The 15,799-nt window shown below is 67.9% G+C and carries 12 protein-coding genes; 3 read left to right on the forward strand and 9 right to left on the reverse strand.

From position 1 onward, the window contains the following. The first annotated feature begins 24 nt into the window (after positions 1 to 24). Complete coding sequence (locus tag ASF94_RS08200) at positions 25 to 1,203, forward strand: acetyl-CoA C-acetyltransferase (RefSeq protein WP_056664149.1); 1,179 nt, start codon at positions 25 to 27, stop codon at positions 1,201 to 1,203. 161 nt (positions 1,204 to 1,364) lie between these two features. Continuing rightward, complete coding sequence (gene phbB / locus ASF94_RS08205; RefSeq protein WP_056664152.1) at positions 1,365 to 2,102, forward strand: acetoacetyl-CoA reductase; 738 nt, start codon at positions 1,365 to 1,367, stop codon at positions 2,100 to 2,102. Positions 2,103 to 2,648: 546 nt separating this feature from the next. On the opposite strand, the gene abc-f is transcribed toward phbB, so the two are convergent. The 6 genes from abc-f to dapC all read right to left on the reverse strand — a co-directional run bounded on the left by abc-f (position 2,649) and on the right by dapC (position 10,447). Then, a complete protein-coding gene (gene abc-f / locus ASF94_RS08210; protein WP_056664885.1) occupies positions 2,649 to 4,709 on the reverse strand; it encodes a ribosomal protection-like ABC-F family protein in 2,061 nt (686 codons plus the stop codon). Positions 4,710 to 4,990: 281 nt separating this feature from the next. Continuing rightward, the gene (gene prmB / locus ASF94_RS08215; RefSeq protein WP_056664156.1) at positions 4,991 to 5,899 is read right to left on the reverse strand and encodes a 50S ribosomal protein L3 N(5)-glutamine methyltransferase; all 909 of its coding nucleotides are present in this window, start codon (positions 5,897 to 5,899) and stop codon (positions 4,991 to 4,993) included. Then, positions 5,896 to 7,089, reverse strand: a complete 1,194-nt coding sequence (gene dapE, locus ASF94_RS08220) for a succinyl-diaminopimelate desuccinylase (RefSeq protein ID WP_056664159.1) — start codon at positions 7,087 to 7,089, stop codon at positions 5,896 to 5,898. Before dapE ends, prmB begins: the two co-directional genes overlap by 4 nt. Before the next feature lie 54 nt (positions 7,090 to 7,143). Beyond that, a complete protein-coding gene (locus ASF94_RS08225) occupies positions 7,144 to 8,301 on the reverse strand; it encodes a PilT/PilU family type 4a pilus ATPase (protein WP_056664161.1) in 1,158 nt (385 codons plus the stop codon). 97 nt (positions 8,302 to 8,398) lie between these two features. After that, the gene (gene dapD, locus ASF94_RS08230) at positions 8,399 to 9,232 is read right to left on the reverse strand and encodes a 2,3,4,5-tetrahydropyridine-2,6-dicarboxylate N-succinyltransferase (RefSeq protein WP_056664164.1); all 834 of its coding nucleotides are present in this window, start codon (positions 9,230 to 9,232) and stop codon (positions 8,399 to 8,401) included. Between the two features lie 12 nt (positions 9,233 to 9,244). Then, positions 9,245 to 10,447, reverse strand: coding sequence for a succinyldiaminopimelate transaminase (dapC, locus tag ASF94_RS08235; RefSeq protein WP_056664167.1), 1,203 nt, complete (start codon positions 10,445 to 10,447; stop codon positions 9,245 to 9,247). 174 nt (positions 10,448 to 10,621) lie between these two features. Here dapC and ASF94_RS08240 point away from each other — a divergent pair, with 174 nt between their 5' ends. Beyond that, on the forward strand, positions 10,622 to 12,127 hold the full coding sequence (locus ASF94_RS08240; RefSeq protein ID WP_056664170.1) for a methyl-accepting chemotaxis protein: 1,506 nt from the start codon (positions 10,622 to 10,624) through the stop codon (positions 12,125 to 12,127). Positions 12,128 to 12,224: 97 nt separating this feature from the next. Here the strand turns inward: ASF94_RS08240 and ASF94_RS08245 are convergent, their stop codons facing one another. From ASF94_RS08245 to ASF94_RS08255, 3 genes are all read right to left on the reverse strand, one after another. Continuing rightward, complete coding sequence (locus ASF94_RS08245; RefSeq protein ID WP_056664172.1) at positions 12,225 to 13,013, reverse strand: RnfABCDGE type electron transport complex subunit B; 789 nt, start codon at positions 13,011 to 13,013, stop codon at positions 12,225 to 12,227. After that, positions 13,013 to 14,410, reverse strand: a complete 1,398-nt coding sequence (locus ASF94_RS08250; protein WP_056664175.1) for a polyhydroxyalkanoate depolymerase — start codon at positions 14,408 to 14,410, stop codon at positions 13,013 to 13,015. The genes ASF94_RS08245 and ASF94_RS08250 overlap by 1 nt, the downstream gene beginning before the upstream one ends. A gap of 147 nt (positions 14,411 to 14,557) precedes the next feature. After that, complete coding sequence (locus ASF94_RS08255; protein ID WP_056664178.1) at positions 14,558 to 15,688, reverse strand: GTP pyrophosphokinase family protein; 1,131 nt, start codon at positions 15,686 to 15,688, stop codon at positions 14,558 to 14,560. Positions 15,689 to 15,799: the final 111 nt, after the last annotated feature.

A 15,799-nucleotide genomic window follows, 5' to 3' on the forward strand; every position in this document is an offset into this window, starting at 1 on the left:
CAGACTCTCTCAGAAAGACTCGCCATGGAAGACATCGTCATCGTTTCCGCCGTCCGTACGCCCGTGGGCAAGTTTGGCGGCACGCTCGCCAAGACCCCCGCCACCGAGCTGGGCGCCATCGTCATCAAGGAGGCGCTGGCCCGCGCCAACGTGCCCCTGGACCAGGTCAGTGAAGTCATCATGGGCCAGGTGCTGACCGCCGGTGCGGGCCAGAACCCGGCCCGCCAAGCCATGATGAAGGCCGGAGTGGCCAAGGAAACGCCCGCGCTCACGATCAACGCCGTGTGCGGCTCCGGCCTGAAGGCCGTGATGCTCGGCGCGCAGGCGATCGCCACCGGCGACGCCGAGATCGTGGTCGCAGGCGGCCAGGAGAACATGAGCCTGTCGCCCCACGTGCTGAACGGATCGCGCGATGGCCAGCGCATGGGCGACTGGAAGATGACCGACACGATGATCGTGGACGGCCTGTGGGACGTCTACAACCAATACCACATGGGCATCACGGCGGAGAACGTGGCCAAGCAGCACGGCATCGCCCGCGAACAGCAGGACGCCCTGGCCCTGGCCAGCCAGCAGAAGGCCGCCGCCGCGCAGGACGCCGGCCGCTTCCAGGACGAGATCGTGCCGGTCACGCTGCCGCAGAAGAAGGGCGACCCCATCGTCTTCGCCGCAGATGAATACCTCAACCGCAAGACCAACGCCGAAGCGCTGTCGGGCCTGCGTCCCGCGTTCGACAAGGCCGGCTCGGTCACGGCAGGGAATGCGTCGGGCCTGAACGACGGCGCGGCGGCGGTGGTGCTGATGAGCGCCAAGAAGGCGGCCGAACTGGGCCTGAAGCCGCTGGCGCGCATCGCCGCCTTCGGCACCAGCGGCCTGGACCCGGCCACCATGGGCATGGGCCCGGTTCCTGCTTCTCGCAAGGCGCTGCAGCGCGCCGGCTGGGATGCCAAGGACGTGGACCTGTTCGAGTTGAACGAAGCCTTTGCGGCCCAGGCCTGCGCGGTCAACAAGGAACTGGGCGTGGACGCCGCCAAGGTGAACGTGAATGGCGGCGCCATTGCCATCGGTCACCCCATCGGCGCCTCCGGCTGCCGGGTGCTGGTCACGCTGCTGCACGAAATGCAGCGCCGCGACGCCAAGAAGGGCGTGGCGGCGCTCTGCATCGGCGGCGGCATGGGCGTGTCGATGGCGGTGGAGCGCTGAAACCAGGGTGGAGCGGCCGCGATGGAGTGGGCGGCGAGCCATGGCAGCACGGCTTGTCAGCGACCCCGGACAAGTACCGCAGCTTGGTGTTTTCCTGGGCGAAAGGCCGCTTTCTCCCGGGTTAGAGTGGGAGCGGAATCAATGAATCGAAGGGATATCGAATGAGCCAAAAAATCGCATACGTGACCGGGGGCATGGGGGGCATCGGGACCGCTATCTGCCAACGGCTGCACAAAGAGGGTTTCAAAGTCATCGCCGGCTGCGGGCCGACGCGCGACCATGCCAAGTGGCTGGGCGAGCAGAAGGCGCAGGGCTACACGTTCTACGCCTCGGTCGGCAACGTGGGCGACTGGGATTCGACGGTGGAAGCCTTCACCCAGACCAAATCCGAACACGGCACCATCGACGTGCTGGTCAACAACGCCGGCATCACCCGTGACCGCATGTTCCTCAAGATGTCGCGCGAAGACTGGGACGCGGTGATCGAGACCAACCTCAACAGCATGTTCAACGTGACCAAGCAGGTCGTGGGCGACATGGTGGAAAAGGGCTGGGGCCGCATCATCAACATCAGCAGCGTGAACGGCGCCAAGGGCCAGGCCGGCCAGACCAACTACTCGGCCGCCAAGGCCGGCATGCACGGTTTCTCGATGGCACTGGCGCAGGAGCTGGCCACCAAGGGCGTGACGGTGAATACCGTGAGCCCCGGCTACATCGGCACCGACATGGTCAAGGCCATTCGACCCGACGTGCTGGAAAAGATCGTCGGCACCGTGCCGGTGAAGCGCCTGGGCGAACCTAGCGAGATCGCCTCCATCATCGCCTGGCTGGCGTCGGAAGAGGGCGGCTACGCCACCGGCGCCGACTTCTCGGTCAACGGCGGCCTGCACATGGGCTGATGCGTCTGCCGCCATCGCTCGCATGCCAGGAGCGATGCCAGAACCACCCACCCCGCTTCGGCGGGGTTTTTTGTGGGCGGGCGGCGCTCCGGTGGGAGCGTTGCGAAGAAGACGGGCAGCAAAAAGCCCCGTCGAACGGGGCTTCTTGGCGGGGAATGGGGGTGGAAGGTGGCCGGGCAGTGTGACTGGAACCCAGAGCCGGCACGAGGACGCTGAGGGGCGGCCGGCAGCGGGGCGGTCGTCGGGTCAGAGCCAGGGGGCTGGGACGGGACGCTGGCTCTGCCGTAGCCGCCGCTCAGAAGCGGGCCGGGGCGCGCTTGCGATCGCGTTCGTCTTCAGGCCAGGCGGACAGGATGGTGGTGTTCATGCTTGAAAAGCTCCTTGGATGCATGAACAACGCACCTCCCTGGGGCTGCGTTGACAGTCGCGTGCAAGAATTTGCAGCGCGCTTCATCCAACTTGGTGCAGCACTTTTCCGCTCTCAAAATGGGAGCGTCCGGCCCTTTTTTCACGAGGCCCCGGGGCTCAAATGAGCCTCCACCCGGTTCAGGCTTCGGCAGCGGCGCTCTGCAGTGCTTCCAGCTCGCCGGATACATCCAGCCACTTTTCTTCGAGTCCGGCCGTCTCGTCTGCACCAGCCTTGAGCTTGCGCCCGCATTCGGCGATCTCGGCCGGCGGCAGCGGCTGCGTCAGCTTGTCTTCCAGTGCCTGGCGCTCCTGGGCGAGTGCCGCCAGCCGTGCGTCGATGCGCTCCAGCTCCCGCTTCAGTGGCCGCGTCTTTTCCGCCAGCTGCTGGCGCGCCTGTGCGCCGAGCTTGCGCTGCTCCCGACCATCCCCAGCGGCTGCCGTGGTGGATGCGGCAGGCGCTGTGGCAGGCGCCGGTGCGGGTGCCACGGCAGGGGCCGCCGCTGCCGGCGCTGGCGCCGGGTTTGCCGCCGCGGCGCGGGCCGTCTCCGCCTCGGCCGTCTTGGCGATCTCGCGCAGGCGCTTGGCTTCGTCCAGCAGGTAGCGCTGGTAGTCGTCCAGGTCTCCGTCGAAGGGGCCCACCACGCCCCGGCCAACCAGCCAGAACTCGTCGCAGACCGACCGCAGCAGCGCCCGGTCGTGGCTGACCAGCATCAGCGTGCCCTCGAATTCGTTCAGCGCCATCGCCAGCGCCTCGCGGGTTGCCAAGTCCAGGTGGTTGGTCGGCTCGTCCAGCAGCAGCAGGTTGGGGCGCTGCCAGACCATCATCGCCAGCACCAGCCGCGCCTTTTCGCCGCCGCTCATCGTGCCCACGGCCTGCTTGACCATGTCGCCCGTGAAGTTGAAGGTGCCCAGATAGCTGCGCAGGTCCTGCTCGCGGGAGGGCTGCTTGGCGTCGGCGCCCATTTCCTTGGCCAGCCGGATCATGTGCTCCAGCGGCGTATCCTGCGGGCGCAGCACGTCCAGCTCCTGCTGGGCGAAGTAGCCGATGCGCAGGCCCTTGCCTTCGATGATCTGGCCCGCCAGCGGCTTCATGTCGTGCGCCACCGTCTTCACGAAGGTGGACTTGCCCTGGCCGTTGGCGCCCAGGATGCCGATGCGCTGGCCGGCCATCACCGACTTGCTCACGCCGGTCAGGATGATCTTGGGCGGCGCGGCTTCGTCGTCCTCGGCCACGTAGCCGAAGGACGCGTTGTCGATGGACATCATCGGGTTGGGGATGTGCCCTGGCTCCTTGAATTCGAAGGTGAATTCGGCCTCGGCCAGCAGCGGCGCCACCTTTTCCATGCGTTCCAGCGCCTTGACCCGGCTCTGCGCCTGCTTGGCCTTGCTGGCCTTGGCCTTGAAGCGGTCGATGAACTTCTGCAGGTGGGCGATCTTGTCCTGCTGCTTGGAGAAGGCGGCCTGCTGCTGCTCCATCTGCAGGGCGCGCATTTCCTCGAACTTGCTGTAGTTGGCGCCGTAGCGCACCAGCTTCGCGTGTTCGATGTGCAAGGTGACGTTGGTCACGGCGTCGAGGAATTCGCGGTCGTGGCTGATGACGATCATGGTGCCGGCATAGCCCTTGAGCCACGACTCCAGCCAGACCAGCGCGTCCAGGTCCAAGTGGTTGGTGGGCTCGTCCAGCAGCAGCAGGTCGCTCGGGCACATCAGCGCGCGGGCCAGTTGCAGGCGCATGCGCCAGCCGCCGGAGAAGCTGTCCACCGGACTGTCCAGCTCGCCCGACTTGAAGCCCAGGCCCAGGATGAGCGCCTGGGCGCGGGCCGTGGCGTCGTAGTCGCCGGCATCGGCCAGGTCGGTGTAGGCATGGGCGATGGCCATGCCGTCGTCGGCGGCTTCGGCGGCGGCCAGCTGGGCGCGCAGCTCGGTCAGGCGCGTGTCGCCGGCCAGCACGAATTCGGTGGCCGATTCGGACGTCTCGGGCATGTTCTGCGCCACCTGCGCCATGCGCCACTGCGCGGGGATGAAGAAGTCGCCGCCGTCTTCGTGCAGCGTGCGGTTCAAGAGCGCGAACAGCGTGGACTTGCCCGCGCCGTTGCGGCCGACGAGGCCGACCTTTTCGCCGGGGTTGATGGTGGCGGTGACGTTGTCGAGCAAGACCTTGGCGCTGCGGCGCAAGGTGACGTTTTTGAGAGTGATCATGTCCAATACCAATACCAATACGAGGCGCGGCACCCTGGATTCAGGGCACCGAAGGGAGAAAAGAGCGCGTGACCCAGAGGCGGGGCACGGGCCGGAAAAGCGGTGGTAGCACGCTGCGGCGGCAGGGGCAGGGGCAGCGGCGACGCCGGTAGGCAGGGCACTGCGCCGCGCCGCTGAGTCGCTAGGCCATCGCGAGCAGGCGGCACCATTCGTCACGCGGCTGGGGCGTGCCGCGTGGGGGTTGCCGCCGCAGCATCGGCAGGTGCCGGCTCACGTTACGCTCACATCGGTGGAGCCACCAGCGCTTCGCGGGTGACCAGCAGCACCTGGTCTTCGCCTGCGCTGGTGTCCAGCCAGAACACCGGCAGCTGCGGGAAGGCGGCCTCGAAGTGGGCGCGCTCGTTGCCGATCTCCAGCACCAGCACCGCCTGCTCGCTCATGCGTGCGGGCGCGTCGGCCAGCAGGCGGCGCACGAAATCCATGCCGTCGACACCACCGGCCAGGGCCAGCTCGGGCTCGGCGCGGTACTCGGCCGGCAGGCTGGCCATGCTGCCGGCATTGACGTAGGGCGGGTTGCACACAATCAGATCCCACGGGCCGGGCAGGGCCGCCAGGCCGTCGGACAGCTGCAGCGCGATGCGGTCCTGCAGGCCGTGCTTGTCCACATTGATGCGGGCGACTTCGAGCGCCTCGGGCGACAGGTCGGCGCCGGTGACCACCACGTCGGGGTAGGCCATGGCCGCCAGCACCGCCAGGCTGCCGTTGCCGGTGCACAGGTCGAGCACCTGGCGGGTATGTTCGCCCAGGAAGTCGTCGAAGCCGCCATCGGCCAGCAATTCGGCGATGAAGCTGCGCGGCACGATGGCGCGCTCATCCACATAGAAGGGCAGGCCCTGCAGCCAGGCTTCGCGCGTCAGGTAGGCGGCGGGCTTGCGGCTGGCGATGCGCTCTTCAAAAAGGGTAGCAACCCGCGCTTGATCGGCGGGCGCCACGGGCCGATTTGCCTCGGAATCGTCGCCGCCATCCAGCAAGGTGTCCAGTGGCAGCCCCAGGCGCCAGAGCACCAGCCAGGCCGCCTCGTCGCGCGCGTTGGTCGTGCCGTGGCCGAAAGCGACGCCGGCCGTCTGCAGCCGCTCAGTGCCCCAGTCCACCAGCTCGCCCAGGGTCGAGCCCATGTCCGCGCCGCTCATGCCGCCCTCCGTGCGTCCACTCCGGTGAGGGCGTTGAGGTGTTCCAGCGTCCGGCGGTAGATGTTCTTCAGCGGTTCGATATCGGCGACCACGATGTGCTCGTCGATCTTGTGGATGGTGGCGTTCGGCGGGCCGACCTCGATGACCTGTGGGCAGATCTGGGCGATGAAGCGGCCGTCGCTGGTGCCGCCGGTGGTGGACAGCTCGGTCGCCAGGCCGGTTTCGTCCGAAATCGCCTGCTGTACGGCGTGCATCAGGCTGCCCGGCGTGGTCAGGAAGGGCTGGCCGCCCAGCGTCCAGACCAGGTCGTATTCCAGGTCGTGGCGGTCCAGCATGGCGTGCACCCGCTGTTTCAGGCCATCGGCCGTGCTCTCGGTGCTGAAGCGGAAGTTGAAGTCGATGACGACCGCGCCCGGAATGACGTTGGTCGCGCCCGTCCCGCCGTGGATATTGCTCATCTGCCAGCTGGTGGGCGGGAAGAAGTCGTTGCCCTGGTCCCAGACCGTCGCTGCCAGTTCGGCCAGGGCCGGCACGGCCTGGTGGATCGGGTTGCGGGCCAGCTGCGGGTAGGCGATGTGGCCCTGGATGCCGCGCACGGTGAGCCGGCCGCTCAGCGTTCCGCGCCGGCCGTTCTTGACCATGTCGCCCGTGCGCTGCACCGAAGTGGGCTCGCCGACGATGCACCAGTCGATCACCTCGCCACGCGCCTCGAGCTGCTCCACCACCACCTTGGTGCCATCCACCGACGGGCCTTCCTCGTCGCTGGTCAGCAGGAAGGCGATCGCGATGCGCGGATCGGGATGTGCGGCGAGGAATTCTTCCACGGCCACCACGAAGGCGGCGATGGAGGTCTTCATGTCGCTCGCGCCCCGGCCGTAGAGCCGGCCATTGCGGTGCGTGGGGGTGAAGGGTGCGCTGCTCCACTGCTCCAGCGGCCCGGTCGGCACCACGTCGGTGTGACCGGCAAATGCTATGGTTTTTATAGCATCATGTGCCGAAATGTCGGGCGCTGCAGGCCGTTTTGCCCACAAATTGCTGACCCGGAAGCCGTCGGGGCCGCTGTCCAGCCGCTCGCAGTGGAAGCCCAGGGGTTGCAGCCGTGCTGCAAGCATGTCGAGGCAGCCGGCATCTTCTGGGGTGACGGAGGGGCGGGAGATCAGCTGTTCGGCCAGGGTCAGGGTACGGGACATCGGGAAGGCAAATGGGCGCCGCGGCGCGTAGCAAGGTCGAAGGAGGGTGCGGGCTCAGTGGCCCTTGACGTCGAGCACGATCTCGGTGAACGACGGCTGGTCGTCTTCGGGCGGCGGCTCCTGGCTGGCCTGGGCCGCCTTGGCATTCATGGTGAAGTCGTTCTGCAGCCGCCACATCAGGTTGGTCGGCGAATCGGCGTGCGACATGCCTTCCTTGCGGTCGATGCGTTGTTTCAGGATCAGTTCGGCCAGCGCCGCCTCGAAGGTCTGCGAACCTTCGGCCATGGATTTTTCCATGGCTTCGCGCACCCCCGAGAAGTCGCCGGTCTCGATCATTTCCGACACCAGCTTGGTGTTCAGCAGCACCTCGGTCGCGGGGACGCGGTCGCCCTGCGGGGTGCGCACCAGTCGTTGCGAGATGACGGCTTTCAGCGCGGACGCCAGGTCGCCGAGCATCGTCGGACGCACCTCGACCGGGTAGAACGACAGGATGCGGTTGAGCGCGTGGTAGCTGTTGTTGCCGTGCAGCGTGGCCAGGCACAGGTGGCCCGACTGCGCATAGGCAATCGCCGCCGACATGGTCTCGCGGTCGCGGATCTCTCCGATCAGGATGACGTCGGGTGCCTGGCGCAGCGCGTTCTTCAGCGCCGTCTGCAGGGACTGGGTGTCGCCGCCGATCTCGCGCTGGTTGACGATCGACTTCTTGTTCTTGAACTGGTATTCGACCGGGTCTTCCACGGTCAGGATGTGGCCGGTCTGCTGGGCGTTGCGGCTGTCGAGCATCGCCGCCAGCGTGGTGCTCTTGCCCGAGCCGGTGGCGCCCACCACCAGGATCAGCCCGCGCCGCTCCATGATCAGATCGCCCAGCACCGGGGGCAGGCCGAGCGACGAGAGTTCGGGGATCTGCTGCGCGATGAAGCGGATCACCACGGCGTAGCTGCCGCGCTGGCGCATCGCGCTGATCCGGAAGCGCCCCACGCCGCTGAGCGGCACGCCCATGTTCAGTTCGCCCGTCTCTTCCAGCTCCTCGATGCGTTGCGGCGGAATGATCTCGGCCAGCAGGCTGCGCGGCGCATCGGGCGGCAGCACCTGGCTGTTGATCGGCACGCACTCGCCGTTGATGCGGATCAGGACCGGGGCGTTGGCCGCCAGGTAAACGTCGGATGCCCGCTTCTCGGCCATCAGCCGCAGAATCCGTTCCATCGTGCTCATGGTGATTGCCTTTGTGGCTGGTTGCGTCGGCGAAGCGGGCCCTCCTGCCGCCCGCACGCGCCGTGCGGGACGGGCAGGACGGGCAAGAGGTGGAGTCTCAGTCGCGCAGCAGGTCGTTCAGGCTGGTCTTGGAGCGCGTCTGCGCGTCCACCGTCTTCACGATCACGGCTGCGTAGGTGGCGTAGTCCTGGCCCGACTTGGTCTTCTTGGGCAGGCTGCCGCTGATCACCACGCTGCCCGAAGGCACGCGGCCGAAGCTGATCTCGCCGGTGTCGCGGTTGAAGATCGGCGTGCTCTGGCCGATGTACACACCCATGCCCAGCACCGAGTTCTCTTCGACGATCACGCCTTCCACCACTTCGGAGCGCGCGCCGATGAAGCAGTTGTCCTCGATGATGGTGGGGTTCGCCTGCAGCGGCTCCAGCACGCCGCCCAGGCCCACGCCGCCCGACAGGTGCACGTTCTTGCCGACCTGCGCGCAGGAACCCACGGTGGCCCAGGTGTCCACCATGGTGCCTTCGTCCACATAGGCGCCGATGTTCACGTAGCTGGGCATCAGGATCGCGCCGCGCGCGATGTAGCTGCCGCGGCGGGCGACGGCCGGAGGCACCACGCGCACGCCGGTGGCGGCCATCTCGTCGGCCGAGAGGTGGGCGAACTTGGTGGGCACCTTGTCGAAGAAGCCCAGGTCGCCGGACTTCATCAGCTCGTTGTCCTTCAGGCGGAAGGACAGCAGCACCGCCTTCTTGATCCATTGGTGCACGGTCCACTGGCCCACGCCTTCACGGGTGGCCACGCGCAGCTTGCCGTTGTTCAGCTCGGCGATCACGTGCTCCACGGCATCGACGACTTCCTTGGGCGCCGAGGCGGGCGAAAGGCTGGTGCGGTTGTCCCAGGCGTTGTCGATGAGGGTCTGCAGTTGTTGGGTCATGGCTCGGTCGGATCAGGTACGGGATTGGATGAATTGCACGATGCGCAGCGCGGCTTCCACGCATTCTTCCGTGTCGGCCACCAGGGCCATGCGCACGCGCTGGGCGCCAGGGTTGACGCCACCGGCCTCGCGGGCCAGGTAGCTGCCCGGCAGCACGGTGACATTGTATTGAGCCAGCAGGGCGCGGGCGAACTCGGCGTCGGTCATTCCCAGGGCATCGGGCACCCGGGCCCAGAGGTAGAACCCCGCGTCGGGCAGCTTGACGTCCATCACGCCCGCCAGCAGCGGCGTGACCTGGGCGAACTTCTTGCGGTAGAGCGCGCGGTTCTCGGTCACGTGCTGCTCGTCGTTCCAGGCGGCGATGCTGGCGCCCTGCACGGCCGGGCCCATCGCCCCGCCGTGGTAGGTGCGATAGAGCAGGAAGGCCTTGATCAGCGCTGCGTCGCCGGCGACGAAGCCGCTGCGCAAGCCCGGCACGTTGCTGCGCTTGGACAGGCTGGTGAACGACACCAGGTTGCGGAAATCGGTGCGGCCCAGCCGGGCAGCGGCTTCCAGCCCGCCCAGCGGTGGTTCGCCCTGGAAGTAGATCTCGCTGTAGCACTCGTCGGACGCGATGACGAAGCCGTAGCGATCGCTGAGCGCGAACAGCTTCTTCCACTCGGCCAGCGGCATGACGGCGCCCGTCGGGTTGCCGGGCGAGCAGACGAACAGCAGCTGGGTCTTCTGCCAGACGGCTTCGGGCACGCTGTCCCAGTCCACGGCGAAGTTGCGCGCCGGGTCGCTGGGTGCGTAATACGGCGTGGCGCCTGCCAGCAGGGTGGCACCTTCGTAGATTTGGTAGAAGGGGTTCGGGCACACGGCGACGGCGTCGCCGCCCGTGGGGTCCAGCACGGTCTGGGCGAAAGCGAACAGCGCCTCGCGCGACCCATTGACCGGCAGCACGTGCGCCGTGGGCTCCACGGTCACGCCGTATCGGCGATGCAGCCAGGCCGCACAGGCTTCCCGAAGCCGCGGCTCGCCCGCCGTGGCCGGATAGCTGGCCAGACCGCCCAGGCTGGAGACCAACGCTTCCTTGATGAAGGGTGGGGTGGGGTGGCGCGGCTCCCCCATGCCGAGGCTGATCGGGCTGTAGTCGGCGGGCAGGGCGACGCCCGCGAACAATTGGCGCAAGCGCTCGAACGGGTACGGCTGCAGGCGGGAGAGCAGGGGATTCATGGGGCGCGATTATGGTGGATCGAAGCGATGCCCCGTTTCCGCGCAGCGGGCCGGCAACGGCGAGGTGGCGCCCGCCGGGACAGTGCTTACCCTCTGGCTGGTCGCCGCACTTGCTGTTACACAAGGATGCATATCGGCCGCCACCCGGCGGCGAGGGCAAGGAGGGGCGATCGCATGTCCGAATTCATGGTGCTGCGTCCGGGGGTGAGCCTGCTGCGGCGGTGGGGGCTCGGGGGAAAAATCGGCATGGTCGTGCTGACCGCGGTGGTAGCCCTGGCGGCGGTCGTGGCGTGCCAGCCTCAGGGCCTGGGGGTCACGGCCGTGGTGGCTGCGCTGGGGGGCCTGGCGGTGGGCTATGCGGCGTGGTGCCTCCAGGCGCACCTGGCGGCGGATGTGGCCCGGCTGCTGCGGGTGACGGAACAGGCGGCGGCAGGCGATCTGCGCGTCGCGGCGGGCCTGGCAGGCCGGGACGAGCTGGCGCAGCTGAGCGTGCAGCTCGACCGCATGGTGCTGGCCCTGTCGTCGATGGTGGCGGACATCCGCAGCAACGCCGCCTTGGTCGCCCATGCCGGAGAGAGCCTGGCTGCGGACAACCGGGCGTTGGCCGAGCGCACCGAGCAGCAGGCGGCGAACCTGGAGGAGACCGCTGCGAGCGTCGAGCAACTGGCCGCGGCGGTCAACAGCAACGCGCAGACGGCGGTCGGCGCCGATGGCCGGGCGAGTCAGGTGCGGCAGGCGGCGGACGGCGGCGCGACGGCCATGAAGCAGGCGGTCGAGTCGGTGGAAGCCATCCAGCAGGGCGCACGGCGCATGAACGAAATCATCGGCGTGATCGATGGCATCGCTTTCCAGACGAACATCCTCGCGCTCAACGCGGCCGTCGAGGCCGCGCGGGCCGGGGAGCAGGGCCGGGGTTTCGCGGTGGTGGCGTCGGAAGTGCGCAGCCTGGCCGGGCGGTCAGCCGAGGCGGCACGCGAGATCCGCGCACTGATCGGCGAGTCGGTGCGGCAGGTGGAAGCCAGCGCCGGGCTGATCCGCCATGCCGGCGAGAGCATCGCCGGGGTGACCAGCGGAATCCGCGACGTGGCGTCCAGCGTGACGGAAATCTCCCATTCCGGCGCCGAGCAGAGCGTGGGCCTGAAGGAGATCAGCGCGGCGGTGCAGCAGTTGGACCAGATCACCCAGAGCAACGCCCGGATGGTCGGCCTGTCGGTGAGCCAGGCGGAAGCGCTGGAGGCGCGGGCCGCCACGCTGTCCCAGGCGGTGCTGCGCTTTCAGCTGCAGCAGGGGACGGCGCAGGAAGCGATGGCGCTGGTGGCCCGGGCCTGCGCGCTGCGGCGCGGCACGTCGCGCGACGGCCTGCTGCGCGCCATCACCGACCCTGCCCAGCCGTTTCACGACCGCGACATGTACGTGTTCGCCCTCGACGCACAGGGGACCTACCTCGCATTCGGCGGCAACCCGGCCAAGGTGGGAACCCGGGTGCAGGACATTCCCGGCATCGCGGGCGACCGGCTGGTGCGGGATATCGTGGACCAGGCCGAGCGCGGACCTGGCTGGGTGGAGTACGACATCACCAACCCCGCGACGGGGCAGGTTCAGACCAAGATGTCGTTCGTGCAGCGGGTCGACGACCTGTACCTCGGCTGCGGGGTCTACAAGTCTCTGGCGGCGCGCTAGGCAGCGCGGCGCGAGGCAACCCGCCCGGGGTCGCCCGATCGGCGCACGGGAGGCACAGCCTGGCCCCGCCGCCCCGGCCGGGGCCGTGCGGACAGGATCAGGCGGGCCTGGAAGGGGCGCGCTTTTCCCGGGCGCGGGCGAGCGCTGCGGCTATGACGGCCTGGCGCGCTTGCTGGGGGGTAGGGGCGCCCTCCGGGCCGTCCGTCCCCTGCGTGCCCTGCGTGCCCTGCGTGCCCTGGACAGGCTGGGCAGCTGCGGTGGCGGTGGCATTGACCACCGAATCGGCGCCAGCTCCTGCGGCAGGCTGGGGCTCCGCTGGCCGGCGGTGTTCGCCAGCTCCACGCCGCCACTGGTGTGCCGCGTAGCGCCGACGGGCGTGCTCTGCCTGGGAGGGCGACCAGGCCGCCCAGCCGGTGCGGCTGCCACTGTCGTTGACCAGTTCGATGCAGTCCACCGGACAGACCGGGATGCACAGCTCGCAGCCCGTGCAATGGGCAGCGATGACGGTATGCATGCGTTTGTTGGCGCCGATGATGGCGTCGGTCGGACAGGCGTCCAGGCAGAGAGTGCAGCCGATGCACCAGGCCTCGTCGATCACGGCCACGCTGCGGGGCCCTTCCTGTCCATGCTCCGGGCTGAGCGCCAGCACCGGCTGCCCGGTCAGCGCTGCCAGGCGTGCCACGCCTTCGGCACCCCCTGGGGGGCACTGGTTGATGCCCGCGCGGCCTGAGGCGACCGCGAGCGCGTAGGTCGCGCAGTCGGGCTCGCCGCAGCGGGTGCACTGGGTCTGGGGCAGGGCAGCGTCGATCCGGGCCGCCAGGCGCTGCACGGCGGCGTGGGCGTCGGCGCCCGTGGCCGTGGCCGTGGCCGTGGCCGTGGGGTCCATCAGGCCTTGCGGGCGCTGCGGCGCTGGCGGGTCGCCGGTGCGGCCGTGGCGGCGGGCTGCGCCGCATCTTCGGAGACGTCTGCCACCACGGCGGCGGCGCCGGTGCGCGCGGCCGCAGGCTTCGCGGCCGGGGCCGGCTGGTGCGCCAGGAAGAAGCTGCGCACCTGGGGGTAGACCAGATCGCGCCAGCGCCGGCCGCTGAAGATGCCGTAGTGGCCGGCACCCTTGACTTCGTAGTGCAGCCGGTCGCCCTCGGCGATGCCGGTGCAGAGATCGTGTGCCGCCTGGGTCTGGCCGGAGCCGGAGATGTCGTCGAGCTCGCCCTCGACGGTCATCAGGGCGGTGCCGGTGATGTCCTGCGGCTTCACCCGCTCGACATCGCCATCGGGCGAACGCACGTCCCAGGTGCCGTGGACCAGGCTGTAGTCCTGGAAGACCGTCTTGATGGTTTCCAGGTAGTAGTCCGCGTCCATGTCGAGCACGGCGTTGTACTCGTCGTAGAACTTGCGGTGCACCTCGGCGCTGGCGTCGTCGCCCTTGACCAGGTCCTTGAAGTAGTCCCAGTGGCTCTTCGCATGGCGGTCGGGGTTCATGGCGACGAAACCCGTGTGCTGCAGGAAGCCGGGGTAGACCCGCCGGCCCGCGCCCGGGAAGTTGTCGGGCACGCGGTAGATCACATTGTTCTCAAACCACTCGAAGCTGCGCTGCGTGGCCAGGTTGTTCACGGCCGTGGGCGACTTGCGCGCGTCGATGGGGCCGCCCATCATCACCATGGACAGCGGCGTCTGCTCGCCCCGGCTGGCCATCAGCGACACCGCTGCCAGCACGGGCACCGTGGGCTGGCACACGCTCATCACATGGCAATTGCCGTGCAGCCCGTTCAGGTGGCGGATGAAATCCTGCACATAGTTGATGTAGTCGTCGAGGTGAAAGGCCCCGTCCGCCAGCGGCACCAGCCGGGCGTTCTTCCAGTCGGTGACATAGACCTTGTGCCCCTGCAGCAGCGTACGCACGGTGTCGCGCAGCAGCGTCGCGTAGTGACCGGAGAGCGGCGCGACCACCAGCACCACCGGCTGGTCCTTGGTCTTGGTGAGGGTTTCCACGTCGTCGGAGAAACGCTTGAAGCGGCGCAGCTCGCAGAAGGGCTTGTCCAGCACCACGCGCTCGTCGATGGCGACCGGCGTGCCGTCCACGTCCACCGAGCGGATGTTGAATTCCGGCTTCTCGTAATCCTTGCCCAGGCGGTAGAGCAGGTCGTAGCCGGCGGACAGACGCTGTGCGTAGACGGTCTGGCTGAAAGGGGACAGGGGGTTGTTCAGGAACTTGGCCGCCGTCTGCGCCATCTCGGCGAACGGCTCCATCAGGGAGCGCTGGGTTTCGTAAAGGTTGTACAGCATGGGGTTGCCCGTTCACTTTTGTTGCAGTGCAATATAGCAGCAGACCCGCGACCATGTGTGACGTGAAACTACCGATGCAGAGTCGCCCGGGCGACATATCCGGCCGGCTCAAGGCCAGCGGTCACCACGGGAACTTCAACAAAGGTTTCACGCGGGCGGCGTGCGGTCCTCTGTGGCTGGGGAAGGCTGCGGTGCGAGCGAGATGGACGACGGATTCGCCTGCAGCCACGCCTCGAACGCTTCGCGCGAACTGTTGCGCAGTGCCCGCCTGAACGTCACCCGGTCGCCGAGATAGAGGCAGTGCCGGATCACCGTGTACGGATTGAAGCTGCCTTCGGGGTGCAGGTCTTCATAGTGCTGTTTGTAGCGCTTGACCGTGCCGATGGTGGCCCGCAGCAGGGTGTTGAGGCGCGATCGATTCAGCTCTGGCGACCAGGCCCGCATGTCCTCCACGAACAGATCGACCTTCTGCGGCTCGAATTCCGTCCCCTTGAAGAAGTGGTTGGCGATCTTGAGGAAGGTGAACGCGTTCAGTTCGCTGCCAGCCGACGTCGCCTTGCCTGCGCGCGGCGAGCCTGCCTCCGACGGGCCGTCGGCTTCTTCCGGCTCGTCCGGCGTGCGGCGCAGTTCTGCCTCAGTGGCGTCGCGGATCTGGCGGAACTCGCGGTCAGCCAGCTCGAACAGTGCCGACAACACGTTGATGCGCCGTTTCAGGTCGCCCGGAATCGATTTCTTGTACTTGATCTGGTGATCCAGCACGCTCCAGGAGTCCTGGATGATGGTGCGCACCTGCAACTCAAAGGTCTGGTGGGCATAGGCGGCGAGTTCAGGCAGCGCGGCCTGTGCAGCGTTCAGGCGCAGATCGAGATGCAGGCCCTTGTAGCCAAACGAGGCCTCGGTGCTCTCCACGGCCGTGACCTTGTCGGTCACGTCGATCACGTCGAAGTGCGACCTCACGATTTGTGCCACCTTCTCCAGTTCGTCCTCGTACAGGCACACCACCCGCACGCCGACGATGTCGGTCAGGTAATGCTGGATCTCGAAAGGCTCGTTGCTTTCCTCCAGCGCCGCGCGGTACTTGCGCGAGAACTTGCGGATGCATTCATCCCGGTCCTTCACCCGGCCCTCGACTTTCGAGATGTCGATGCTCTGGTCCTTCGACAGGATCGACTGCAGCAGCGCCACATAGAACGCGCAGGCGTGCTCCAGAACCGGTCGCTCGCGGGCGTAGTACTGGTGAAAAGCGGCTTCTTCGCGGGTCAGGTGGGGCAATGACATGGGAACGCTGAGGGACGACAGAGCTGGCCAGCCTGACGGCCGGCACCCGGGGAATATTAGATCAAGCGTAGACCCCCTTTGCGGCAAGGCGGTAGGCGCCAGCCCGCGCCG

It is taken from the genome of Acidovorax sp. Leaf160 (assembly GCF_001424265.1).
Taxonomy (GTDB): Bacteria; Pseudomonadota; Gammaproteobacteria; order Burkholderiales; family Burkholderiaceae_C; genus Paracidovorax.